General features: G+C 38.1%; 25 protein-coding genes. 16 read left to right on the top strand and 9 right to left on the bottom strand.

Annotated features, from left to right (window positions below; translation table 11 throughout):
* Window positions 1–5: 5 nt before the first annotated feature.
* A complete protein-coding gene (locus ACQKMI_RS22175; protein WP_427492452.1) occupies window positions 6–1,700 on the bottom strand; it encodes a methyl-accepting chemotaxis protein in 1,695 nt (564 codons plus the stop codon).
* 423 nt (window positions 1,701–2,123) lie between these two features.
* Between ACQKMI_RS22175 and ACQKMI_RS22170 the strand changes: the two genes are divergently transcribed.
* Window positions 2,124–2,990, top strand: a complete 867-nt coding sequence (locus tag ACQKMI_RS22170) for a copper amine oxidase N-terminal domain-containing protein (protein ID WP_427492450.1) — start codon at window positions 2,124–2,126, stop codon at window positions 2,988–2,990.
* A gap of 123 nt (window positions 2,991–3,113) precedes the next feature.
* Here the strand turns inward: ACQKMI_RS22170 and ACQKMI_RS22165 are convergent, their stop codons facing one another.
* The gene (locus ACQKMI_RS22165; protein WP_427492448.1) at window positions 3,114–4,115 is read right to left on the bottom strand and encodes a M23 family metallopeptidase; all 1,002 of its coding nucleotides are present in this window, start codon (window positions 4,113–4,115) and stop codon (window positions 3,114–3,116) included.
* A gap of 479 nt (window positions 4,116–4,594) precedes the next feature.
* Between ACQKMI_RS22165 and ACQKMI_RS22160 the strand changes: the two genes are divergently transcribed.
* The 3 genes from ACQKMI_RS22160 (at window position 4,595) to ACQKMI_RS22150 (ending at window position 9,395) form a co-directional block, all read left to right on the top strand.
* Window positions 4,595–6,490, top strand: coding sequence for a PrkA family serine protein kinase (locus tag ACQKMI_RS22160; RefSeq protein ID WP_427492514.1), 1,896 nt, complete (start codon window positions 4,595–4,597; stop codon window positions 6,488–6,490).
* A 316-nt stretch (window positions 6,491–6,806) separates the two neighbouring features.
* Window positions 6,807–7,964 (top strand): sporulation protein YhbH, encoded by a 1,158-nt coding sequence (yhbH, locus tag ACQKMI_RS22155; protein ID WP_427492446.1) that lies wholly within the window; start codon window positions 6,807–6,809, stop codon window positions 7,962–7,964.
* A 33-nt stretch (window positions 7,965–7,997) separates the two neighbouring features.
* Window positions 7,998–9,395 (top strand): SpoVR family protein, encoded by a 1,398-nt coding sequence (locus ACQKMI_RS22150; protein ID WP_427492512.1) that lies wholly within the window; start codon window positions 7,998–8,000, stop codon window positions 9,393–9,395.
* Window positions 9,396–9,504: 109 nt separating this feature from the next.
* Here the strand turns inward: ACQKMI_RS22150 and ACQKMI_RS22145 are convergent, their stop codons facing one another.
* Window positions 9,505–9,822 carry a hypothetical protein gene (locus tag ACQKMI_RS22145; RefSeq protein WP_427492444.1) on the bottom strand — a complete coding sequence of 106 codons (318 nt, stop codon included), beginning with the start codon at window positions 9,820–9,822 and terminating at the stop codon, window positions 9,505–9,507.
* 203 nt (window positions 9,823–10,025) lie between these two features.
* On the bottom strand, window positions 10,026–10,295 hold the full coding sequence (locus ACQKMI_RS22140; protein ID WP_427492442.1) for a hypothetical protein: 270 nt from the start codon (window positions 10,293–10,295) through the stop codon (window positions 10,026–10,028).
* Window positions 10,296–10,481: 186 nt separating this feature from the next.
* Between ACQKMI_RS22140 and ACQKMI_RS22135 the strand changes: the two genes are divergently transcribed.
* Entirely contained in the window at window positions 10,482–11,357 is an 876-nt protein-coding gene (locus ACQKMI_RS22135; RefSeq protein WP_323650908.1) for a radical SAM/SPASM domain-containing protein, read from the top strand.
* A gap of 194 nt (window positions 11,358–11,551) precedes the next feature.
* Here the strand turns inward: ACQKMI_RS22135 and ACQKMI_RS22130 are convergent, their stop codons facing one another.
* Window positions 11,552–11,941 (bottom strand): helix-turn-helix domain-containing protein, encoded by a 390-nt coding sequence (locus tag ACQKMI_RS22130; protein WP_323650837.1) that lies wholly within the window; start codon window positions 11,939–11,941, stop codon window positions 11,552–11,554.
* A gap of 211 nt (window positions 11,942–12,152) precedes the next feature.
* On the opposite strand from ACQKMI_RS22130, the gene ACQKMI_RS22125 reads away from it, so the two are divergent.
* Both ACQKMI_RS22125 and ACQKMI_RS22120 read left to right on the top strand, forming a co-directional pair.
* Complete coding sequence (locus ACQKMI_RS22125; protein WP_427492440.1) at window positions 12,153–12,788, top strand: restriction endonuclease subunit S; 636 nt, start codon at window positions 12,153–12,155, stop codon at window positions 12,786–12,788.
* Between the two features lie 76 nt (window positions 12,789–12,864).
* The gene (locus ACQKMI_RS22120; RefSeq protein WP_427492438.1) at window positions 12,865–13,089 is read left to right on the top strand and encodes a hypothetical protein; all 225 of its coding nucleotides are present in this window, start codon (window positions 12,865–12,867) and stop codon (window positions 13,087–13,089) included.
* Here ACQKMI_RS22120 and ACQKMI_RS22115 read toward each other — a convergent pair.
* On the bottom strand, window positions 13,076–14,749 hold the full coding sequence (locus ACQKMI_RS22115; protein WP_427492437.1) for a ribonuclease J: 1,674 nt from the start codon (window positions 14,747–14,749) through the stop codon (window positions 13,076–13,078). The genes ACQKMI_RS22120 and ACQKMI_RS22115 overlap by 14 nt on opposite strands.
* A 171-nt stretch (window positions 14,750–14,920) precedes the next feature.
* On the opposite strand from ACQKMI_RS22115, the gene ACQKMI_RS22110 reads away from it, so the two are divergent.
* Complete coding sequence (locus tag ACQKMI_RS22110; protein ID WP_427492435.1) at window positions 14,921–15,685, top strand: DUF2935 domain-containing protein; 765 nt, start codon at window positions 14,921–14,923, stop codon at window positions 15,683–15,685.
* 340 nt (window positions 15,686–16,025) lie between these two features.
* Here ACQKMI_RS22110 and ACQKMI_RS22105 read toward each other — a convergent pair whose 3' ends face one another.
* On the bottom strand, window positions 16,026–16,520 hold the full coding sequence (locus ACQKMI_RS22105) for a L,D-transpeptidase family protein (protein WP_427492432.1): 495 nt from the start codon (window positions 16,518–16,520) through the stop codon (window positions 16,026–16,028).
* 494 nt (window positions 16,521–17,014) lie between these two features.
* Between ACQKMI_RS22105 and ACQKMI_RS22100 the strand changes: the two genes are divergently transcribed.
* Genes ACQKMI_RS22100 through ACQKMI_RS22090 form a run of 3 tightly spaced genes read left to right on the top strand, consistent with a single transcriptional unit; the run spans window position 17,015 to window position 17,715 of the window.
* Window positions 17,015–17,248 carry a hypothetical protein gene (locus ACQKMI_RS22100; protein ID WP_323650826.1) on the top strand — a complete coding sequence of 78 codons (234 nt, stop codon included), beginning with the start codon at window positions 17,015–17,017 and terminating at the stop codon, window positions 17,246–17,248.
* 44 nt (window positions 17,249–17,292) lie between these two features.
* Window positions 17,293–17,502: a hypothetical protein gene (locus ACQKMI_RS22095; protein WP_427492430.1), complete on the top strand. Its 210-nt coding sequence runs from the start codon at window positions 17,293–17,295 to the stop codon at window positions 17,500–17,502.
* Window positions 17,503–17,517: 15 nt separating this feature from the next.
* Window positions 17,518–17,715: a gamma-type small acid-soluble spore protein gene (locus ACQKMI_RS22090; RefSeq protein WP_323650824.1), complete on the top strand. Its 198-nt coding sequence runs from the start codon at window positions 17,518–17,520 to the stop codon at window positions 17,713–17,715.
* Window positions 17,716–17,751: 36 nt separating this feature from the next.
* Here ACQKMI_RS22090 and ACQKMI_RS22085 read toward each other — a convergent pair whose 3' ends face one another.
* Entirely contained in the window at window positions 17,752–17,931 is a 180-nt protein-coding gene (locus ACQKMI_RS22085; RefSeq protein ID WP_427492428.1) for a hypothetical protein, read from the bottom strand.
* A 92-nt stretch (window positions 17,932–18,023) separates the two neighbouring features.
* On the opposite strand from ACQKMI_RS22085, the gene ACQKMI_RS22080 reads away from it, so the two are divergent.
* Window positions 18,024–18,194: a cysteine-rich CWC family protein gene (locus ACQKMI_RS22080; protein WP_427492426.1), complete on the top strand. Its 171-nt coding sequence runs from the start codon at window positions 18,024–18,026 to the stop codon at window positions 18,192–18,194.
* 117 nt (window positions 18,195–18,311) lie between these two features.
* Window positions 18,312–18,893, top strand: coding sequence for a DUF305 domain-containing protein (locus tag ACQKMI_RS22075; RefSeq protein WP_427492425.1), 582 nt, complete (start codon window positions 18,312–18,314; stop codon window positions 18,891–18,893).
* Window positions 18,894–19,006: 113 nt separating this feature from the next.
* Here ACQKMI_RS22075 and ACQKMI_RS22070 read toward each other — a convergent pair whose 3' ends face one another.
* Window positions 19,007–19,603, bottom strand: a complete 597-nt coding sequence (locus ACQKMI_RS22070; protein ID WP_427492423.1) for a metallophosphoesterase family protein — start codon at window positions 19,601–19,603, stop codon at window positions 19,007–19,009.
* A 65-nt stretch (window positions 19,604–19,668) separates the two neighbouring features.
* Between ACQKMI_RS22070 and ACQKMI_RS22065 the strand changes: the two genes are divergently transcribed.
* The 3 genes from ACQKMI_RS22065 (at window position 19,669) to ACQKMI_RS22055 (ending at window position 22,994) form a co-directional block, all read left to right on the top strand.
* On the top strand, window positions 19,669–19,812 hold the full coding sequence (locus ACQKMI_RS22065; protein ID WP_427492421.1) for a hypothetical protein: 144 nt from the start codon (window positions 19,669–19,671) through the stop codon (window positions 19,810–19,812).
* Between the two features lie 300 nt (window positions 19,813–20,112).
* The gene (locus ACQKMI_RS22060; protein ID WP_427492419.1) at window positions 20,113–21,615 is read left to right on the top strand and encodes a class I adenylate-forming enzyme family protein; all 1,503 of its coding nucleotides are present in this window, start codon (window positions 20,113–20,115) and stop codon (window positions 21,613–21,615) included.
* Between the two features lie 398 nt (window positions 21,616–22,013).
* Window positions 22,014–22,994, top strand: coding sequence for a C39 family peptidase (locus ACQKMI_RS22055; RefSeq protein WP_427492510.1), 981 nt, complete (start codon window positions 22,014–22,016; stop codon window positions 22,992–22,994).
* Window positions 22,995–23,460 lie beyond the last annotated feature (466 nt).

Genomic DNA, 23,460 nt, shown 5'->3' with positions numbered 1-23,460 from the left:
GAACCTTAAAGTTTAAATTGCTGTAATTGACTATTTAACTCTTCAGCCATACCAGCGAGATGATTTGCACCCCTTGAAATTTCCTCCATAGTAGCAGCAGTTTCCTCTACAGTTGCTGTTGTTTGTTCTACTCCAGCTGCAGACTCTTGAGAAATAGAAGCCATTTCATCGATGGAGACATTGATGGCTTCGGAATTTTGAGCAACTTTATTTAAATTGCTTGAAATGGTATTTATGTTAAGAATCATGTCCTCAACTGCTACCGAAATTTGTTCAAATGTTTCATTTGTTTGATTTAGTTGTACGGTTCCTCGTTTTACTTCCTCATAGCCGGATTGTAGAGCGGTTGTTACATTGCCAGTTTCACCTTGAATCCGATTGACGATTGTTGAAATATCAGTGACAGAGAACTGTACTTCTTCTGCAAGCTTCCGAACTTCATCCGCTACAACTGCAAAACCTTTACCATGCTCTCCTGCGCGAGCTGCTTCGATGGCAGCGTTTAGGGCCAGTAAATTTGTTTGATTTGAAATATCATCAATGACAGAAACAAGCTTGGAAATTTCCGCAGATTGCACATTTAAGCCTTCAACTTTTTTCACTGAATCTAAAACAATTTCATTAATGGTTGCCATTTGTTGTGTTGATTGTACCATTAAGCCTTTACCTGTAGTCGTTAGTTCTTGTACATGATTTGAATGCGTTTTTAATTCAATGCCTTCCTGTGTTGTTTCATGAATACTATGTTGGAAAGAAGTCATTGTTTCGGCTAAATCACCTGCTGTAGATGCTTGTGTTTCAGTGCCAGAGGCTAGCTCCTGCATAGTTACAGTAATTTGCTCTGTACCTGATTGTACTTCATTAGAAGATTGGGCCAGCTCTTCGCTACTAGCTGCTACTGTTTCGGAAACAGCATGAATGGAGCTTATTGTTTGCTTCAATTTTTCATTCATATTATTTGCGGAAAGCATTAATTGACCAATCTCATCTCGATGCGTTATTGGAAGTAGTTCGTGTTGCAGATTACCATCCGCTAATTCGCTCATGCGCTTTGAGACAATTGTAATAGGTTTAGAAATATTGCTAGCAGTGACAATAGCGATTAGGATACCTGCGATCGTCAATACAATGCTAACAATTAGTCCAACTGTTTTATTGCTTAAACTTGTTGAGACTACGTCATCTCCTACCGTAGTAATGGCGTCTGAACGTTTATTGGCCAATTCTTCATAACCAACACGAACTTCGGTTACGAGATTATTGATAGCTGTTAAATTTTTTAATGCTAATTCTTTGTCACCTTTTTTATAAACATCGAATACTTCGGTATTTACGCGATTGCTCCATGTACGTGCCATTTCTACTAATGCCGCACGCTCAGACGTATTTTCGTATTTTTCCACAATACTATTACTTTCCTCAGCAATTTGACGATATTCATTAAAAGTTTCTATGTATTTTTCATCACCTGATACAACGTAACTTAAAGCTGCAGAGAGACGAACACTCATAGACATTGCTAAATTTTTACTTGCAGTTAAGACTTGTAAATCTTCTTTCACTAAACCTTCTGCTTGTTTTTCCATCTTATTATTAGAAATGTACGAATAGGTTGTAAAACAAACAACTAATACTATCAAAAGAAGAAATGCACTTAAAATTCGGGCTTTAAGTGTTTTAAACTGAAATATTCCCTTCATCTTTTCCCATCCTTTTATTGTTCATTTTCAATGTAGAACTGTGAAAAAATCGAAATAATAATTGTTATAGTACAAATATATTTTATAACTAATTCTATATATACATAAGCCCTTTTAATGGAAAAATTTAAAAATGGTTTTTTAGTACAATAACGAATCATGGTTATGAATGGATAGCTAGTTAAATGTATATGTCTAAATAGAAATTTCAAATTTTTTTTAATACTTTTATGTATTTATACCTAACGCTATTCTCATATACAGACATCGAGGTGAACATTCGGAACTCCGTAAATTGCCACCAATCCGAGTTGGCAGCTTCTATAAAGTATCTCCCTTGATTATCCATATTTTAGTTTGAATGGTATAATATATTTAATGTTCAACTGTTTTAAAACAATACAATTATAGGAGGAAGATGATATGAACAAATGGCTCAAAATAATGGGCTTCGTGATATTTGTGAGTTTTATTTGCAATACTTCAGCACATGCGGCTTCTTCTACTTCTCTTTTTGTCAACGGTCAAGCTGAGTATGACTTTATTACGGTTGAAGGACGAACAATGGTTAAATTAAGGTCTCTGAGCGACTCGTCATGGCCTGTGCTCGCTTATGATTCTAAGGCCGGTGTCGTTACGATTCAAAATAAAGATAAGAGTAAAAAAGTACAGCTTGTGGCGGGGAAAAAAACAGCAACAGTTAATGGGAAAGCGATAAGATTAGACGCTGCAGTAGTAAACAAAAACGGTAGCACTTATGTGCCGATTCGTTTCATTAGCGAGACACTTGGCGGTTATGTCTATTACAATAACAAAGATAAACAGGTCATTGTCCGTACACCTGCGGGTCAGGAAGAATACGAGACACTGATGCACGGGGATCTCACGAAGGCGCGTCATATTGCGCTTGGACTAGAAAAACTCACAGATGAAGCGCCACCTCTTCAATTTGGAGAAGGGTATAATTACTGGTATTACACGTTTCCAGAAGGAGAAGCATTGCGTTTCACGCTGAATCTCGCCGGCTATAGCGATGCTTATTATGAAGTGAATAAAGAAGGTCTGGCCGTCATTAAATGGCAGCAGGATAATGTGGCGGAACGAGAATGGGGAGCGAAACCAACCTTTAAAAGCTATGTTTATTTCTTGGACGAGTTTAAGGGTGGCTTATTCACTTATGGTATTGTAGACGCTCAAGGCAAAGATACGGAGCTGGGAAAAATCCATCCGGAAAATAACAACAATCTAGTTCTAAAAATTGAAGGGGAGGAACGGACGGATCAGAGGTAGATTAGCGACTGAGCCCGGCTAAAAAACCATAGAAGCTTTATGAAATTACAGGATATATGTAGCAAAAAAGAAGGATGGATAAAGTCAATTTTATCTATCCTTCTTTTTGTGTGCAACATTTAATTACTGTTTTGCTTTGCTTTTTTTTGCTTGTCGTTCCCATTGCATTAAAGATGGATATGGATCAAATGCCCATTCTGTACGCCCATTGAATTTGTAGATGCCGTAGTGAAGATGAGGCGGGAATTTTCCGGACGTCCCTTCTTTACCGTAGCCAGAGCTACCAACCGTACCGAGAACAGTTCCAGGTTCGACAAGGTCTCCAACTTTAATTTTTTTATTATAACTGCCGAGATGGGCATAATAATGATAGGAGTTGTGATTATCTCGAATGCCTATGCGCCAACCACCAAATTGGTTCCAGCCCTTTATTTCCACTACACCATAAGAGGTAGAAAGCACTGGAGTACCATAGCTAGCGAAAATATCTGTTCCTTCATGAATACGGCGTCCACCCCAGCCCCTATTGGCACCCCATGTACTTCGATAGCTGTAATCATAATTAGTAGGGACTGGGAATGTGTGATCGTCGAGCTCAGTTGTTTTGAAATGACTATACATTTTGGAAATCGTGAAGATTTGATTTACAGCCTGTTCACTTCCGTAATATTCCCATAAAGCTAATTTAAAGTCCTCATCAGTTGTTCCAAATTTACTTAAAAAAGTGGCCATCGAAAATATAATATCGACATCATCCTTAGGACTGGCAACTCCATCACCATTGCCATCTAGCCCCATTCCGCCAAAGTAACTAATTGTGTCTGGGCGAGTATCATCTCTTACAGGATTTAAAGCACCTGACCAATATTCATCAGAAAATTGAATGGCTATAATACCATCCCGTTTCGGAATATCTTTACGAACTGATTGCAAATTGTGTTCATATTGGTCAATGGCTGCTAAGAAATGCCACGGAATGAGTAATTCGTCAAATTGTACGTAATAGGCCATACGTTGCTGCACAATTTCTTCTTGGGTGGGTTCTTCTTTTGCTAATGCAACAGTGGGGAGAGTAAAACTCCATAATAATATCCATGATAAAAGGAATATAAAATGGCGATTCAATAAAGGACCTCCTTTCTAACGTTAGAATAACCGAATTTTTTATCTTCATTCAGTACTTTTTGTGGGAAAACAAAGCGGTAAAAATGAGCAACGTTTGTGAAAAAAACATCAGGTATAACGATTAATGTTTCGAATCACCACCAAAAATTAGAATGGATATTTTTTTGAAAATAAGTTGATTGGAGTGGAGACAGGGCGACTCCTTGGGGATTAGCGCCACAGATGAGACCTTGGAGCGAGCAACGCGAGTGAAGCGGCTCATCGGACGCCCCCAGGAAAGCGCCCTGTCGGAACGGAAATCAACCCTACGTTACGGGGAAGAGCCTTAAAGTATTTTATTGAGCGTTTAAATTCTTGTTATTCAGAGAAAAAAATTAAAAGCAATAAGAAGAAATTTCGACAAAGGAAAAGTATTGGGTATCATAATGTCTTTTTCTTCATACTATGTTATAAATCAAGCCCTGAATGGAGGGAAGGCTATTAACATTTTAGATAAAGTGAAAAGCTATCGCGAAGAAGAAAATCGGCTAAAGTGGGAAGGTACATTTGCAGATTATTTAAACATCATCAAGGAAAGACCTGAAGTTGCTCAAACAGCCCATTCACGCGTCTACAATATGATAAAAAGTAGTGGTGTAGAGGAACGCGATGGGCAAAAAATGTATGAATTTTTTGGGCAAGAAATTTTTGGGCTTGAAACAGCAATAGAAAGACTGGTGGAGGAATATTTCCATCCGGCAGCACGAAGATTGGATGTTAGAAAACGTATTTTGTTATTAATGGGACCAGTTAGTGGTGGTAAATCAACAATAGTGACCTTGTTGAAACGCGGACTTGAGCAATTTTCTCGAACAGATGAAGGCGCGGTTTTCGCAATTAAGGGATGTCCAATGCATGAAGATCCTCTACATTTAATTCCACATCATTTGCGTAATGAATTTTACGAGGAGTATGGTATACGAATTGAAGGAAGTTTATCGCCTTTAAATACGATGCGTCTTGAAAAGGAATACGATGGACGCATTGAAAATGTGATGATTGAACGTATTTCTTTTTCTGAAGACAAACGTGTAGGCATAGGAACATTTACACCATCAGATCCAAAATCGCAAGATATTGCTGATTTAACAGGTAGTATCGATTTTTCTACAATTGGAGAATTTGGCTCAGAATCAGACCCTCGTGCTTATCGTTTTGACGGTGAGCTAAATAAAGCAAACAGGGGTATGATGGAATTCCAAGAAATGTTAAAGCTTGATGAAAAATTCTTGTGGAATTTATTGTCTTTAACACAGGAAGGTAATTTTAAAGCAGGTCGATTTGCGTTAATTAGTGCAGATGAGTTAATTGTTGCGCATACAAACGAAACGGAGTATCGCTCATTTATTTCAAATAAAAAGAATGAAGCGCTACATTCACGTATTATTGTGATGCCGATTCCGTATAACTTAAAAGTTAGTCAGGAAGAATTGATTTACGAAAAAATGATTAAAGAAAGCGATATGGCCCATGTTCATATTGCGCCACATGCATTAAAGGCCGCAGCAATCTTTTCGGTTCTAACAAGACTAGAAGTACCGAAAAAGCAAGGTGTGGATCTTATTAAAAAAATGCGACTGTACGACGGAGAAAATGTGGAGGGATTTAATTCCGTTGACTTAGAGGAACTTAAAAAAGAGTTTCCGAACGAAGGCATGAACGGTATTGATCCACGGTATATTATTAATCGTATTTCTTCTGCTATTATCCGAAAAGAGGTACCATCCATTAATGCGTTAGATGTTCTGCGTGCACTAAAGGATGGGCTTGACCAGCACGCTTCCATTTCTCAGGAAGATCGAGAAAAATATATGAACTATATTGCAGTTGCTCGAAGAGAGTATGATGACATTGCCAAGAACGAAGTCCAAAAAGCTTTCGTGTATTCGTATGAAGAGTCTGCAAAAACATTGATGAATAATTATCTTGATAATGTTGAAGCGTTTTGTAATAAAAATAAAATTTTCGATCCATTGACTGGTGAGGAAATGAATCCAGATGAAAAATTAATGCGTTCTATTGAGGAGCAAATTGGCATTTCGGAAAATGCGAAAAAAGCGTTCCGTGAGGAGATACTCATTCGTATTTCTGCTTATGCTCGAAAAGGGAAGCGTTTTGACTATAATTCTCATGAAAGATTACGAGAAGCCATCCAGAAGAAACTATTTGCGGATCTCAAGGATGTCGTGAAAATTACAACATCCTCAAAAATGCCGGATGAATCACAGCTGAAGAAGATTAATGAGGTTGTAGCGAGACTTGTTGATGAACATGGCTATAATACAACATCTGCAAATGAATTATTGCAGTATGTAGGTAGTCTGTTAAATCGTTAATGACTTTGACCTATTCAGTGGAAACTATAAGACTATTGATAGGAGTGAATAGGAGTGTCCATTTTAGGGCACTCCTTTTATCTTCATTCAGTGGGTGTCCAAACACTTACTCAAAATAGAGGAACTCGCCACGTCCTGTGGCAATTTATCTGTGCGACAGCGCAATTACGCCAAGGCGAAATTGATCTTCATTTACTTATTTTTTGCATAGGTGAAGTAACCACGAAGTGTAATTGATTTCTCTAAAAAAGTTCAAGAAAGCGAATCACTAGCATAGTATAGAAAAAGCGAATTTGATAGATGGGTGAGGATAAAAATGACTGAAAACGAAAATAAAGGTTTTGCCATTTCTCAGGAAAATTGGTCCCTCCATCGTAAAGGGCACCAGGACCAGCAACGGCATATGGATAAAGTAAAAGATGCTATTAAGAATAATTTACCCGATTTAGTTAGTGAAGAAAGTATTGTCATGTCCAATGGTCGCGAGGTAATAAAAATCCCTATACGTTCACTTGATGAATATAAAATTCGATATAACTATGATAATTCCAAGCATGTTGGGCAGGGGCAAGGAGACAGTAATGTAGGTGATGTGGTTGCGCGTGATGCTAGCAAAGGCAATCAGGCTAATGGTAAAGGAAAAGAAGCTGGTGACAAGCCAGGCCATGATTATTATGAAGCTGAAGTAAGCATTGAAGAGGTTCAAAATGTGTTATTTAGCGAGCTTGAGCTACCAAACCTACAGCAAAAAGAAAAAGCGGATATTAAAACGGAAAAGATCGAGTTTAACGATATTCGGAAAAAAGGTTTAATGGGAAATGTCGATAAAAAGCGCACAATCCTCAATGCGTTAAAGCGTAATGCGATGAAAGGAAAACCAGAAATTACGCCGATTCATAATGATGACTTGCGTTTTAAAACGTGGGATGAAGTGGAAAAACCTGAATCGAAGGCAGTTGTCCTTGCCATGATGGATACAAGTGGCTCGATGGGCTCCTTCGAAAAATATTGCGCTAGGAGTTTCTTCTTTTGGATGACAAAATTTTTGCGCTCCAAGTATGAAACCGTGGAAATTGAGTTTATTGCGCATCATACAGAGGCAAAAGTAGTGACAGAAGAAGAATTTTTCACGAAGGGAGAAAGTGGAGGAACGATTTGTTCATCTGCCTATATTAAGGCATTGGAACTAATTCGGGAAAAGTATAATCCTTCTCGCTACAATATTTATCCAGTACATTTTTCAGATGGTGAAAATATATCAATGGATAATGAAAAGTGCTTGAAGCTAGTGGGAGAGTTAATGGAAGTATCGAGTATGTTTGGATATGGTGAGGTTAATCAACATAACCGCTTTTCTACACTTATGTACACATATAAAAAAGTAGATGATCCTAAGTTTAGATATCATATTTTGAGAAAAAAAGGCGATGTGTACGATGCCTTAAAGAGCTTTTTCAAAAAAAGTGAAACTTAAACTATGTTCAAAGGAGGGGACTAAAAAGTGGAGATGAAAGAGCTTGAACGTGCGATTGATGAAATTACAGAAATTGCCTCAAGCTTTGGCTTAGATTTCTTTCCAATGCGCTATGAAATTTGTCCGGCAGATATTATTTATACATTTGGCGCATATGGTATGCCTACTCGATTTTCACATTGGAGCTTCGGTAAACAATTTCATAAAATGAAGCTTCAATATGATTTAGGGCTAAGTCAAATCTATGAGCTAGTGATTAACTCAAACCCATGCTATGCATTTTTACTTGATACAAATACGTTAACACAAAATAAATTAATTATTGCGCATGTATTGGCGCACTGCGACTTCTTTAAAAATAATGTACGCTTCTCCAATACTAGAAGAGATATGGTGGAGAGCATGACAGCAACAGCTGAGAGGATCGCTGGTTATGAAAGAGAATATGGTAAGGATGAGGTCGAGCAGTTTTTAGATGCGATTTTAGCGATTCAGGAGCATATCGATCCATCCCTTTTACGACCAAAATTGGCTTGGAATACGGAGGATGATCTTGAAGAGGAGACTTCTCAAGCGAAATCACCCTATGATGATCTATGGCGTTTAGATGATAAGGAAAAAGAGTATAAATCGGTAAGGCGAAAAATAAAGCACTTCCCGCCAAAGCCAGAAAAAGATTTATTGCTATTTTTAGAGGAGCATAGTCGAGAGCTTGAGGACTGGCAGCGAGATATATTAACGATGATGCGTGAGGAAATGCTTTATTTTTGGCCACAATTAGAGACAAAAATTATGAATGAGGGTTGGGCTTCCTTTTGGCATCAACGTATTATGCGAGAGCTTAAGCTAACAACAGCCGAAACGATTGAATATGCGAAATTAAATGCAGGTGTTGTGCAGCCTTCAAAGACAACGATTAATCCTTATTACCTTGGCGTGAAAATTTTCGAGGATATTGAAGACCGCTATAATCATCCGACAGAAGAGATGAGAAAACTAGGTGTTCAACCTAACACAGGTCGAGAAAAAATGTTTGAAGTAAGAGAGATAGAGTCGGATATATCCTTTATCCGCAACTATTTATCTAAGGATTTAGCAAAGCGAGAGGATCTTTATTTGTTCCAGAAAAAGGGGAATGAATACCGTATTACAGATAAGGATCATGAAATGGTACGTGATCAGCTCATATCGATGCGTGTAAACGGGGGATTCCCATACATCGTCGTTAAAAATGGCGATTACCTTCGCAACGGAGAGCTCTATTTAGTGCACGGCTATGAGGGAATGGAGCTCGATCCGCACTATTTAGAGAACGTTTTGCCATATATTTATCAGCTATGGGGTCGTCCTGTTCATTTAGAAACAAGTGTGGATGGAAAGCCAGTGCTGTATTCATATGATGGTACAAAAAATTATAAACGTAATGTGTGAGGCGTGATTCCTTGGTGGATAATCAAAACAAAAACTTCTATCTGTTGGTATGAAATATTCCGGCAGATAGAAGTTTTAATTTTTGGCAGTCATTCATAAAGGTTCATCGTCATAATGTGGGGTCGATTTCCGTTCCGGCTGGGCGATTTGTAGCTGCCGCTTTGCTTTCGCTACAGAAAACATTTGTTGTTGCTGTCGCTACGCTTTCGCACAGATAAAACAATTGCTGACGCTTCGCTTTCGCACAGAGCAAAGCTTCCTGGGGGCGTCGGGGCAACAGGATGTTTTTTTTGCGCGAAAGCGAAGCGTCAGCGGCAGGATGTTTTTTTGCGCGAAAGCGAAGCGTCAGCGGCAGGATGTTGGTCACGAAGGCGTTATCACAGGATGTGATGGTTTTAGCCTTCGTTCCTCTATCGCTGATACCCAAGGAGTCGCCCAGCCGTAACGAAGATCAACTTAAAACATGGCGTTTTAACATATTTCATCCAAAATTATGGTGCTGTGCACAAATAAACTTTATTCGTTATTATCATCATCATCTAACAATGGGGAGGACTCATTTTCAACTTCACTACTATCACTATGATTCGAAGATGTATGGATATCGCTGTCCCTTACTTTTATTCCTTGTTATTCGTCAGCTTCATCAAAATTGTCACCAGCAATTTCACTTCTGCTGTTTCCATCAGCAAATTTGGAGTTTACATTTCTAGTACTACCGTTTATGTTTTGGTCGCCTTGGTTGGCATTAGTACCTACATCATTATTTATTTGTCCTCTACCTTCAGCCCTTTGTTCAACATGGATATCTGTATTGCCAATATTAATAGTAAGATGGATGGTAATATTATTTTTAGTTGGCTCCTTTGAACGTTCATTTTCAGATTTATAGTCAGACATAGTTTTCACCTCCTTATTTTCAGCAGTACTATTAAGTTATTAAACTTTCTCAAGTTTACTTGTTCATGTAGCCCTAAAAGGTATAAATAATGTGAAGGATGGAGACTGAAAAACTGTTCCTGATCGTAAAATTTGTTAAAATGAATAGGATTTGAATATATGAAGAACTGGAACGGTGAATTAACGTTGAGAACATTTAAAAAGGTTTATATAGAAATAACGAGTGTCTGTAATTTAGCATGTAGCTTTTGTCCGCCAACTGCTCGTGCAAAGGGACTTATTAAAGTAGAACAATTTAATAAAATATTGGATGAAATACGTCCTCATACGAAATATATTTATTTGCATGTAAAAGGAGAGCCGCTTTTACACCCGCGTATTGATCAGTTGCTTGACGCAGCACATGAAAAGGGTTTTAAAGTTAATATTACAACGAACGGTACACTGATTAAAAAGAATCGTGAAAAGATATTAGGGAAACCAGCCTTACGCCAAATCAATTTTTCATTGCATAGTTTCGACGGTCACGAGGGATCGGAAAATCGTGAGAAATACTTAGGGGATATATTAGATTTTGTGCGTGATTCAAAAGATTATAATACGATTATTTCATATCGTTTATGGAATTTACAAAGGGATCAAGTATCGGATATTGCGGCACGAAGAAATCGTGAAACGCTTGATATTCTAGAAAATGAATATAATCTTGATTATCGCATCGAAGAAAAGGTGCAGCCTGGTAAAGGTGTAAAGATTGCTAATAATATTTATTTAAACCAGGATCATGAATTCAAATGGCCAAGCTTACTGGAGGCTGAGGATGAAGGAAAAGGTTTTTGCCATGCACTTCGAAGCCAAGCCGCTATTTTAGTGGATGGTACAGTAGTGCCTTGCTGTCTTGATGGAGAGGGCGTCATTAATTTGGGGAATGTGAACGAGAAATCCTTCACAGACATTGTTCAAGGTGAACGTGCAAATAATATTGTCGACGGATTTTCACGTAGGGAAGCAGTCGAAGAGCTATGTAGAAAATGCGGCTATCGTCAAAAGTTTGGAATGTAATAAACAAATCCATTTGGTTTAGACTAAATGGATTTTTTATATGGGAGGATGTTAAATTAAAGCAAATAGAGGACGAGTGATTCCTCATCAAAAATCGGGGCACTTGTTCAAACGTATGCTATTTATTAAATGTGAGGACGCCCTACACATTAAGCAAAAATATAATTTATAGCTCGTTAAAAATAGCTCCAACGTTATTGACCATTGGAGCTATTTTTCTTTGATTGTGAATCAATAGTATTTAAAAAATCCTTCGTAATGCGTACTACGTATTTCACCTCGTCTAAATTGCGCTCCCTTAATACTGATCGATGTATATCAAGCATAATGTTCTTTTCTTCAATATCAGTAACACCAGATAATTTTTGAAAATTAAAAAGCTCCTCAGGTGCAATATCTAATGCTTTCATTAGCGTTTCTAAAGTGCTTAATGTGATATTAGATTGCCCGTGTTCAATGTTTGAGATTCGTCCTTTACTAAAACCAAGTTTCCCCGTTTTTTCTGCTACTTCTTCCTGACTAAGCCCCTTGGAAACCCTAATAATACGGAGTTGTTCGCCTACTAGCTTTAAAAAGTCTGACATATGATTCACCTCTATGTAAAAAGCTAGTGAAAAACATTAGAAATGCCTATACTATTATAGTGGTATAATAGAGAAAAAGTTATAGTAAAATGGTACAATGATTAGTGGGAAGTTTTATTAAGAGAAAAGACTTGTGTAAAACAGTGTGGATGATTCTTCAGTAGCTTGTTTTAGAGTATACCTAATTAAGTGAGGATTGGAGGATTCAGGCATGGTAAAGCGTTATCGATTAGGTGAGGTTGCTAAAATAGAAGAGGGGAAAATAATACCGAGGAGAAAGTATTTTACAAACATCGGAGTACCTCTCATTACAGCAGAAAATTTAAAAAAGTTAATGCTAGATGGTGATATTGAGCAATTACCAAAAGTTAATATTACCTTTGAAAAACATTTTAAATGTGCACCAGTACCAGCTAAAACCATCATTCTTACTAAAGCTAATTTGAAGGACACCAATAAATATATTTATCAGAGTGAAACTGAACTGTGTATTGCAAGCGATATCGTTGCTATTATTCCAAATGAAACAATTATTTTAAGTGATTATTTATTACATTTTTTTAGATGGTATAAAGTGAATGCAGAATGGCAGCATTTGTACCATATACCCATTGATATTCCGATGATAGATATCCAACACAAAATGGTACAAATTTTAAATACGATTCAGCTTTTATTAAAAAATAAAGAGCCGTTGCTGACAACAGTAGAGGGGCTACCACAGCATTTTGACAATGTTTCGGTGCAAATAGAAAATCACTCAAAAAATTTACATCATGGGTTTAATCATGCTCAGTATCTTTACAATTATATGTTAAATAAAATTTTTAAGGGTGAGCATAAATAAATCCATAACAGCATCAAAAAGCCGGTGTAAAGGCTGAAGCCTCACACCGACTTTTATCAATTATGCCTCGGCATAATTGCGTCCAGAATCGGCTTTGCGTTTAGGACTGCACGAGGGCCGACACGATGTCGGTCATTTCGGTAATGCCACAGGACGTGGCGTTCTTAGACTGAGTTCTTCTATTTCAGCGGGTGTTTGGACACCTGTACCTGTCGCTACGCTTTCGGTACAAAAGACATTTGTAGCTGACGCTTCGCTTTCGCTACCAAAACACTTGCTGAAAGAAGTTAAATTTCAATGATTATAGGTAAAATCATTGGTTTTCTTTTTGTTTGTGAAAATAGATACTGACCGACAGCCCTTTTGATTTCTCTTTTTAAGACATGTATTTGCTGCTTACTTTCTTCTTGAAGCTCATTTACCGTTTCTTTAACGAGAATATTTACTTTCGTTAAAAGCTCCTCAAAGTCTTTGGCATAAACAAAGCCACGTGAAATTGTATCCGGTTCTGAAATAAAGGCACTATCTACTTTATTAAGTGTGATCACGATGACAAGCATGCCGTCTTCAGAAAGCTGTTTGCGATCTCGTAAAACTATTCCTTCGACTTCACCGATACCGATACCGTCGACATACGTATCACCTGAAGGAATTTTACGTGTTTGCCTAGCCATGGAGTTTTCAATATCAATAACATCTCCGTTTTTCATAATAAACGTATGCCCTCTTTTGACACCAACGGACTCAGCTAGTAGACGATGCTGATGTAACATACGGAATTCACCATGAATCGGAATGAAAAATTTAGGTTTCATTAGTGTCAGCATTAGTTTTAAATCTTCCTGATGACCATGACCTGAAACGTGCATACCTGTATGACTAGAGGAACCATAAATAACATTCGCACCTAGTTGGAATAAATTATCGACGATCCTTGAAACACCCTTCTCATTCCCTGGAATAGGGGATGAAGCTAAAATAACTGTGTCATCAGGTAAAATTTTCACTTCGCGATGATTGCCGTTTGCTAAGCGAGAGAGTGCAGCTAATGGCTCTCCCTGACTACCCGTACATAGTACAACAACTTCTTCTGGAGGGAGATATTTCACCTCGCGTGCATCAATTAACAAATCCTCGGGCACGTCTAAATAGCCTCGCTCAAGTGCAACATCTACAACATTCACCATACTACGGCCAAGTAATGCAAGCTTTCTATTTGTAGTAATCGTTGCATCTACAATTTGCTGTATGCGATTAACATTTGAGGCGAAAGTAGAGATAACGATTTTACGGTCGGCATGTAAAAATGCATCTTCAATATGATTACCGACAAGCTTCTCGGAAGGTGTTAGCCCAGGTCGTTCTGCATTTGTACTTTCAGAAATAAGTACTAGTACACCTTCTGATCCAATCTCGGACATCTTATGAATATCAGCAAACTGATCATTGACGGGCGTTAAATCAAATTTAAAATCTCCAGTGTGCACAACATTTCCTTCAGGTGTATTCATAACGATTCCTAAGCAATCAGGTATACTATGGTTTGTTCTAAAGAAACTAACATCAACTTGTCCGAAATTTAAAGATGAATCGGAATGAATTTCTATTAATTCTGTCTCTCTTAAAAGCTTATGCTCTTTCAGCTTTAGCTGGATTAACCCAAGCGTAAAACGTGTCGCATAAATAGGGACATTTATTTTTTTTAGCAGATAAGGGATACCGCCAATATGATCCTCATGACCATGTGTCACAATTAATGCTTTGATTTTCTCTTTATTTTCCAGTAGGTACGTAATATCAGGAATGATTAAATCGATACCTAGTAAGCTTTCGTCTGGAAATTTAGCGCCACAGTCGATAATTAAAATATCATTCCCATATTGTACTACATACATATTTTTGCCAATCTCATTAATGCCACCTAAGGCGAAAATTGATAATGTATTGTCTTTTGTGGACAAGTATATTCCCTCCTGATTTCAGGTATTTTGGATGTTCGTTACTTCAGCATTTGTAGTATAGCTTTAAGCGTTTCATCCTATACGAAAAGATCATTTAAGAATAAGTACTAATATTAGGTTTTCAAGAAGAATAGAATAGAGGAACGTAAAGAATAAAGGGGATGTGACTGGTTGTCGAATTACTTACAGCATGCGGTGTTTGAACATAAGTTTTGGCTAAGGATATTAAAAGATCATTCTCAATTTATTCATGATTCATTGTTTCCATCGGAGACACAGGATATTAAAAGAGCAGATTCATTTATTCATCAATTTTCTCAGCTTCTTGCCTATGTGAATTCGATCGATGCCAATAATGCAATTTCCTTTACGCTTACCGTTGATGAAGCTGTAGAACAACTAAAGCAATTTAAATTTTATATCCTTCGAAAGCAATTAACGGGAAATATTAATATCCATCTATCACCTACCTTTATTAATCACATGGTGAATGAACTAGAGGAATATCAAAATGTACTTAGCTATCTGAAGAAAGGGGAAGTTCCACCAATATTTCATGAGCTACATCATCACTTACTATGGCTTTTAGATGCATCAGGGCATGCAGGTATTATTCATGACGATTTAGATAGTGTAGAAAAAAGGCTGAGACAAAAAAGTACTACCTTTGCCCAACATTTTGAACAATTTTATTTAAAAGCAGTGGAGCTTACAGGATATTTACGTTCAAATATAGACTCTTTCCCTGCATTAACTCGCTTTAATCAAGATGTAGATCTAGAAATGACATTGTTCAAAACTTTTTTACGCGAGTTAGAGGAAATGGAGTTAAGTGCAGAAGTATTAGGGACGTTTACAGCTCTAATGGCGGATCATATGCTAAGAGAGGAGCAATACTATTTATCGAAGCTTGCACAATCTAGAGGTGAAGGTTAATTTGCACTAAAGAGGCTATCTACCAATGAAATTAAAGGTGTCATATGATTCTTCGGCAAAACGAGTGGTTGATTTCCGTTCCGGCTGGGCGCTTTCCTGGGGGCGTCCGATGAGCCGCTTCGCTTCGCTGCAGGGTCTCGGGCCAACACGATGTTGGTCACGAAGGCGTTATCACAGGATGTGATGCTTTTAGCCTTCGTTCCCCTATCGCTGATCCCCGAGGAGTCGCCCAGCCTCCACTCCAATCAACCACTTCACACATAGCATTTGTATTCTAGCACTCTTTAGAAAAAGTTTTTCAACAACATGAGGCTATCTTATGAGATAGCCTTGTTGATTTTTATGGATGAATAAAAACTTCAGTACCGATTGGGACAATGCTTGCAAGCTCTTCGACATCCTTATTATGCATACGAATACAGCCACGTGAAACAGCATGACCAATAGAGCTAGGATCATTAGTTCCATGAATACCGTAGTGCTCTTTAGATAAACTCATCCACATTGTTCCAAAAGGACCACCGGGATTTGGAGCCTTATTAATGATTATAAAATCGCCAGTAGGTGTATCATGTAACATCCTACCGACTGCTATTGGGTATTGCTTTTGAAGAACATTATCCTTATATAACCGTAGCCATCGATTTTCAGTAGAAATATCTATTCTATAAGGGATAGTATTTGGATTAGGAAATCCAGGAATAACAATTTGTTGTCCTATATAAAGTACATTCGGATCTAACCCTGGATTAGCAGCAATTATGGACGATAACGGCGTACGATAATTTCTAGCTATTTGGGACAAGGTTTCGCCTGCTTTAACTGTATGGACCAAAATCTTCACCTCCAATAAAATAAGGCACATCACCAAAAGTAGAGATGACATATGTTAAAACGTTTACCATGTATATAAGTTGATCTTCGTTACGGCTGGGCGACTCCTTGGGGATCAGCGATAGAGGAACGAAGGCTAAAAGCATTACATCCTGTGACAACGCCTTCGTGACCAACATCGGTGCTGTTGCTGTCGCTGCGCTTTCGCACAAACAAAACCCTCTGCTGCCGCTACGTTTGTACTACGCTTTCGCGTAGAAAACATCTGTTGGCCCGAGACCCTGCAGCGAAGCGGCTCATCGAACGCCCCCAGGAAAGCGCCCAGTCGGAACGGAAATCAACTACACGTTATGATGATGAGTCCAAAATAATTCCTTTAATATAGGTTATGCCGTAGATATAGAAAATACCTATAATTTTCATGAGAATAGCAATTGCAGTTAGTTGGATATGATAAGCAGTAACAAACCATATCCAGTAATCGAGGAGATATTGATGAAAGAATTTAAAATTACTTATTTTTTTGATGAACTACATTATGTACGGAGATTTATCCATATAGAGTCACAGGAAAAAGCAGAGGCATTAGTTCGAAGCGAACGAGATCAATATATATCCTTTACAGATAGTAGAGGGATGTATCATGAGCTGCATACAAGACATGTTCGGGTCATTCAAATATCTGAATATCATCGCATCGATAAAAGCTCGAAAACGAAAGGTACATGATTTGTCCAACATTGCACATGTTATAGGTAAAGGAGTGAGCAATGATGGACAAAGAAAACATACCACATGAAAAAAAGATGTTCATGAACTTAGCAAGTAAGGATAAACCAGACATGGTGGAATCTGATAATATAAGTCTTTTCGATTTACACGAAGATATGCAAACGGTTGATCCTATACCGGTTAGTGAGCTCAATAAAAAAGTAGAACGAGAAGGCGATGAATTGATCGAATTGCAGCCTGATGAACTATAGAAGGTAGGGATTTTCATGACGGATCATAACGAAGCTCAGTTTACTTCTGCTGGAACGAATATTAATGAAGTGAAAAGACAAAATGCGGAAAGTGGTTTATCTTACAATGAAGTGAAAAAACTGCTAGCCCAAAGAGGTGGGGTTGGTACGGGAATCTATAGTGATACAGATGTTGAAGAAGTAAAGCAAGAGATTCATGGGAAAAATCAATAAGTTATTTTGGGAGGAGTATGAAATGACGTACTCCTCTTAACTCATTTCAGCGGATGTCCAAATACCCGCTGAAATAGAGGAACTCAGTCTAAGAACGCCACGTCCTGTGGCAACGACTGAGTGACCAACATCATGCTGTTGCTGACGCTTCGCTTTCGCACAGACAAAACACGTTGCTGCCGCTGCGTTAGCACTACGCTTTCGCGCAAAAGACATCTGTTGGCCTAAAGCCCGATTGGGAAGAAAAAAATCACTGATTAAAATCTCACTTTATTATAAAATGAAAGCACATGTAAGGAGGTGGACGAATGAAAGAAAAACGTTGTCCGTTATGTGGGCAAGAAAATCATTGTGGGGTAGTAAAGGGGCAAAAGGATTGCTGGTGTATGACAGAAAGTTTCCCTAAAGAAATTCTTGGAGCGGTACCAAAAGAACAATGTATTTGTCAAAAATGCTTGGATACATATAAAAAGGATTAATCGTTTAGAACTTAAAAATAACTAACTGCTGTTACGAAACAATAAAGATCATTTGGTACAATTGTCTACCGCACAACAACCTATCGGACATATATTACTCTGAAAGGAGTGTGTCTAATGACTAAAACAATTTTACTTAGTAATGTAACAAAGGCATATTTAGAGGAATACGAAAGAATCCTCAATAAAATGATGCAGGGTATGACCTATGTGACAATTACCTGTAGTATTTCAGATAATTTTATTAAGCAAATATTACCGCATCAAGTAGCTGCTATTAAAATGTCGGAAAATGTTTTGCGATATACCACTAATATACTAGTGCAAAATCTCGCCTTAGAAATAATAGCAACAAGTACGGAAACTGTTGAATGCCTGGAAGCGATACAAAATAGATGCTGTATCGTACAAAATTCGGAATGTGAATTGTACGAATATATGTGTGCATACAAAGAAATTACCGGGGCTATGTTCCAAGCAATGAGTTTACCACCAGTTTCTAACAATATAAATATAAACTTTCTTCGAGAAATGATTGTTCATCATCAGGGAGGCGTTCGACTAGCACAAAATGTTTTAAGGTTCTGTATTTGCCAGGAATTAATACCAATCCTTCGAAATATGATTCAAACTATGTGCGATCGTATTTGTGAAATGGAAAAATTACTGGATGCTTTAAAGGATTGCGAAAATTGCTAGTTTGAACACGGAGCTAAAAAACGCTAGGGTCGAAGTCGACTTTAGCGTTTTTTTGTGAGTGCTATGTATATCAGCAAAACTGCAGAGTGAGGCTTACCTAGGTTGAAAAATAATTATACATTCTCAATAGAAGGAGCGCACATAAATGTTACTGTTCGTTTATGACTATCGTAGAGACACCATTCACGGTGATCGACAACTGATCCAACATTGATGCAGTACTGCTTTTCTTGTAATGCGATTGGTTGACCAAAGCGAATACGAATACGTAGCTTTTTATTGCGATGATAAAGACCTGATTCATGACTATGTCCGAAGAAAAGAAGCGATTTTTTGAATGGCGGAAATGTTGGTTGCCACGTCACACTCCATTGAAATTGATGGCCATGCATAAGTGTAGCACCATCAATCTCCATTGTTTCAGGTAGGTTTGTAAAACGTTCGATGCCAGTTACACGCGTAATTCGCTCTTCTTGATTGCCACGAATAGAAGGGAATGTTAGCAAATTTTCAAAATCATTTTCCACAATTGCAGCTTTTTGAAGCGGTAAACCCGACATTGTTTGTGCCTTTTTCTTACTTACAGTACATTCGTATAAATCACCTAATCCCAATACCTTTGCATCTTTCGCAGTGTGCTGAATATGGGTTAGAACTGCTTTTGTATCTTCTATATTAGAATGTAAATCTCCTAAAAGTGCGTACAGCATTTTAATCAGGCCTTTCTTAAAATCAATTATGCCTCGGTATAATTACGTGACATCCGCCGGAGGCTTTGGGCAAACACGATGTTGGTCACTCAGGCGTTTTCACAGGATGTGAAGTTCTTAGCCTGAGTTCTTCTACTTCAGCGGGTGTCCAAACACCTGTACCTGTCGCTACGCTTTCGGTACAAAAAACATTTGCTGAAAGAAGTTAATCATTATACAAATATCATACACCTAACAGAAATTGATAGAAAAGTAAAATGTATAAATATATTTAATTACGTATTGGTTATATTTGGGTCAGCCTATAATGTGGAGCAAATTTCCGTTCCGACTGGGAGGTTTCCAAGCTTTCGCTCCGGATTACATATTTTTATGTGAAGAAAAATTGCCAACCTTTTCATAGATTGATAAAATGTAATTGTAATTTTCTGAATTTTCTTAGTGTTATTTGATTTATGGCGATTCTATAAAGTGTGAGGGTAATGAATTAATGATTTGGGGGGCTTATGATGACGATGTTAATGACAGACATGCTACAAAACTATGCTATGCAGCAACCAAAAGGGATTGCAACGATATACGATGGGACAGAGTTATCCTATAGTGAATTTTATAAAAGTGCAGAAAAATTCGCAGCGTACTTACAAGAGCAAGGCTTTGAAAAAGATGATGTAATTGCATTATATACGCTCAATTCAGATTTATTTTTAATTGCTTATATCGGTGTTCAGTTAGCGGGCTACGTTGTCATGCCCATAAATACAAAATTAGCAGCTCCAGAGGTCGAATATATTTTTAATCATTCAGAAGCTAAAGGACTTATTTATGATGAAAGGTTAGAGGATGTACTCACAACTATTGCATATCCGTTTCAACTTATTGTAGGGCTCAATGAAATGAAAGACATTATTAAAACATATCCAGGTCAAAGAAAAGCTATCAAATTGGAGCCACATGATACTGCTGTTGTTATGTATACTTCCGGTACGACGGGAAAACCAAAAGGAGTAATGCTAACTCATCAAAATATTGTTTCAACTGCGGATATATGGTCGTCATCAATGGATATGACCAATGAGGATCGCATGTTTATTTGTACGCCTTTATTTCATTGTGCTGGTCTTCATGTATTTGCGATGCCGATGTTTTATAAAGGCGGTACGATGGTCATAGAAGAGGCGTTTTCTTCGTCAAATACATTAGAACAGCTTGCCGCTACAGCTGCGACAATATTCTTTGGTGTTCCGGCAATGTATACAATAATTTTAAACACACCTAACTTTAAGGAACATGCATTTAAAAATTTACGTTTATTATGTTACGGGGCGGCACCGATGCCTTATGAGCTTGTTAAGCAAGTGAAAGAGACATTTCCTAATGTGAAAGTACAAAACCTATATGGACAAACAGAAAATACTCCTGCGACCTCTTCTCTTTTAGATGCAGATGCATTGATGAAGATTGGATCAGTAGGAATACCATTAGCACAAACAGACGTCCGTGTTGTTGATAGTTTTGGTGAAACTGTGCCAGCGGGTGAGGTAGGGGAAATTTGTGTCAAAGGACCACAAGTCATGAAAGGTTATTTACGCAATCCTGAAGAAACAGCTAGAACAATTAAAGATGGCTGGCTCTATTCAGGAGATTTAGGACGTTTTGATGAAGAAGGTTATCTCTATATTGTAGATCGTAAAAAGGACATGATCATTCGTGGTGGCGAAAATATTTATCCTATCGAGGTAGAAGAGGTTTTATATCAACTGCCAGAAGTTTTAGAGGCAGCTGTTGTAGGTTTACCGCATGAAGTATATGGCGAAGTCCCGAAAGCATTCGTCGTATTGAAGGAAGGGAAGTCTCCCGATGAAGAGGCGATAATGGCTTATTGTCGGACGCAGCTTGCAAAATATAAAGTGCCACATGAAATTGAATTTTTAACTGAATTACCACGTAATGCTTCTGGTAAGGTTTTGAAGCATACATTACGACCAAGCGTAAGCAGTACCATAAACTAAGTGTGTAAAAGTGAAACTGCAAAGTAGCAAAACCAATAATACCTTGATTGGGCAATAACGCCATATGTAAAGGGTGAATGAAAATCAATGATCCTCGGTCTAATTCCGTGACGTCCGTCGGAGGTTTTAGGTCTGTAGATGTTTTTAGCGCGGATACTTAGACACCTGTACCTGTCGCTTCTCTTTCGGTACAAAAGACATTTGTAACTGCCGTTTCACTTACGTTACATAAAACATTTGTAGCTGACGCTTCGCTTTCGCTACAGAAAACATTTGCTGAAAGAGGTTAAAATAGGAACGTCTATGAAATTAGCGTATAATAGAGTCTATGACAAATTGAAATAATAGAATTGAAGTTATTGTCTTCAAACAAGATAGGAGCGGAATTTGTCTTGTGGATGAGGTATAAACGCCTTTTACTAATAGGTATTATGATCATCATGCTACTTTCGAGTTGCAATTCGTTTTCTCAGCAGGAAACGCAAAATAATGGGTTAACTGTGTTAACGGTAGAGTTTAATAGTGGTGCACCAATACCTAACCTTTATATAACTGCTACAGATGTAGTGACAGGTAAGGTAGTAGAGGATGCGGTTGGCTCTGAAGAGGGCGAAGCAACATTTTCGAAGCTTGAAGAGGGGCGGGATTACGCTATTGCTGCAACTACACTTGAAAATAGTACGAAAAACGATGGCTATACGACAATCGAACATTTTACATATGATGTGACGAAGCCATATTATCGATTGCAAACACATTTTTCAAGGGACGAGCAGGAGCTAGATGTACCAGTTGTTATGCAAAAGCCTGAACTTCCACATGGCTGTGAAATTACATCGTTAACAGCTGTCTTAAATTATTATGGGATGAATGTTACAAAGCTTGAAATGGCTAATAACTATTTACCGAAGCAAGATATACGTACGGTAGATGGACAACGCTATGGTCCAAATCCAGCACAGGCTTTTGCAGGTAAACCCAGTGATAAAGAACATGGTATGTATGTCTTTGCTGCCCCGATTGTAAAGGCGGCAGAGGCAGTAATAGCAGATAAACAGGCAGATTTACGTGTTACAAATATGAGTAAGGCTTCACAGGACGAAATTTTACAGCTTGTTCGGGAGGGAGTCCCTGTTGTGACATGGGTTACATTGGATTTATCAGAACCAAAAAAAGATTTAGCTAAGGGCTGGATCTATGAAGGGGAAACAGTTCCACATGAAGCGTATATGAACTTACATGCTGTTGTTTTAACCGGGCATTTAGGTGATAAAGTAGTGGTCATGGACCCATTAAAAGGCTTTGTCACGTATAATGTGGATCAGTTTTTTGAAAGTTATAGAGATTTAGGTAAACAAGCTGTAGCTATTCATAAATGATTCAAAGAAGAGGTAGGAAAGTATGTTACACTTATAAAAAAGGCTCGACACTAAAAGTGACATTTGTTTATATATAAGTTGATCGAAGTGAAGGCTGGGCGACTCCTTGGGGATCAGCGTCACCGATGAGATCCTAGCAAGTAGCGGAACGAAGGTTAAAAGCATCACATCCTGTGATGATGTCTTCGTGACCAACATCGTTTTGTTGTTGTTGTTGTTGTTGTTGCTGACGCTACGCTTTCGCACAGTTAAAACCGTGTTGCTGACGCTACGCTTTCGCACAGTTAAAACCGTGTTGTTGACGCTACGCTTTCGCACAGACGAAAACCGTGTTGGCCCAAGTGGCATCGGACGCCCCTAGGAAGCTTTGCTCTGCGCGAAAGCGAAGCGTCAGCGACAAAGCTCCCAGTCGGAACGGAAATCAACCCCACGTTATGGTGATAAGCCTAAAAAAAGCTAAAGTGAG

This window comes from Lysinibacillus sp. NPDC097214 (assembly GCF_050277945.1).
Lineage (GTDB): Bacteria > Bacillota > Bacilli > Bacillales_A > Planococcaceae > Lysinibacillus > Lysinibacillus xylanilyticus_B.
This window is presented reverse-complemented; position numbering and strand designations above follow the sequence as displayed.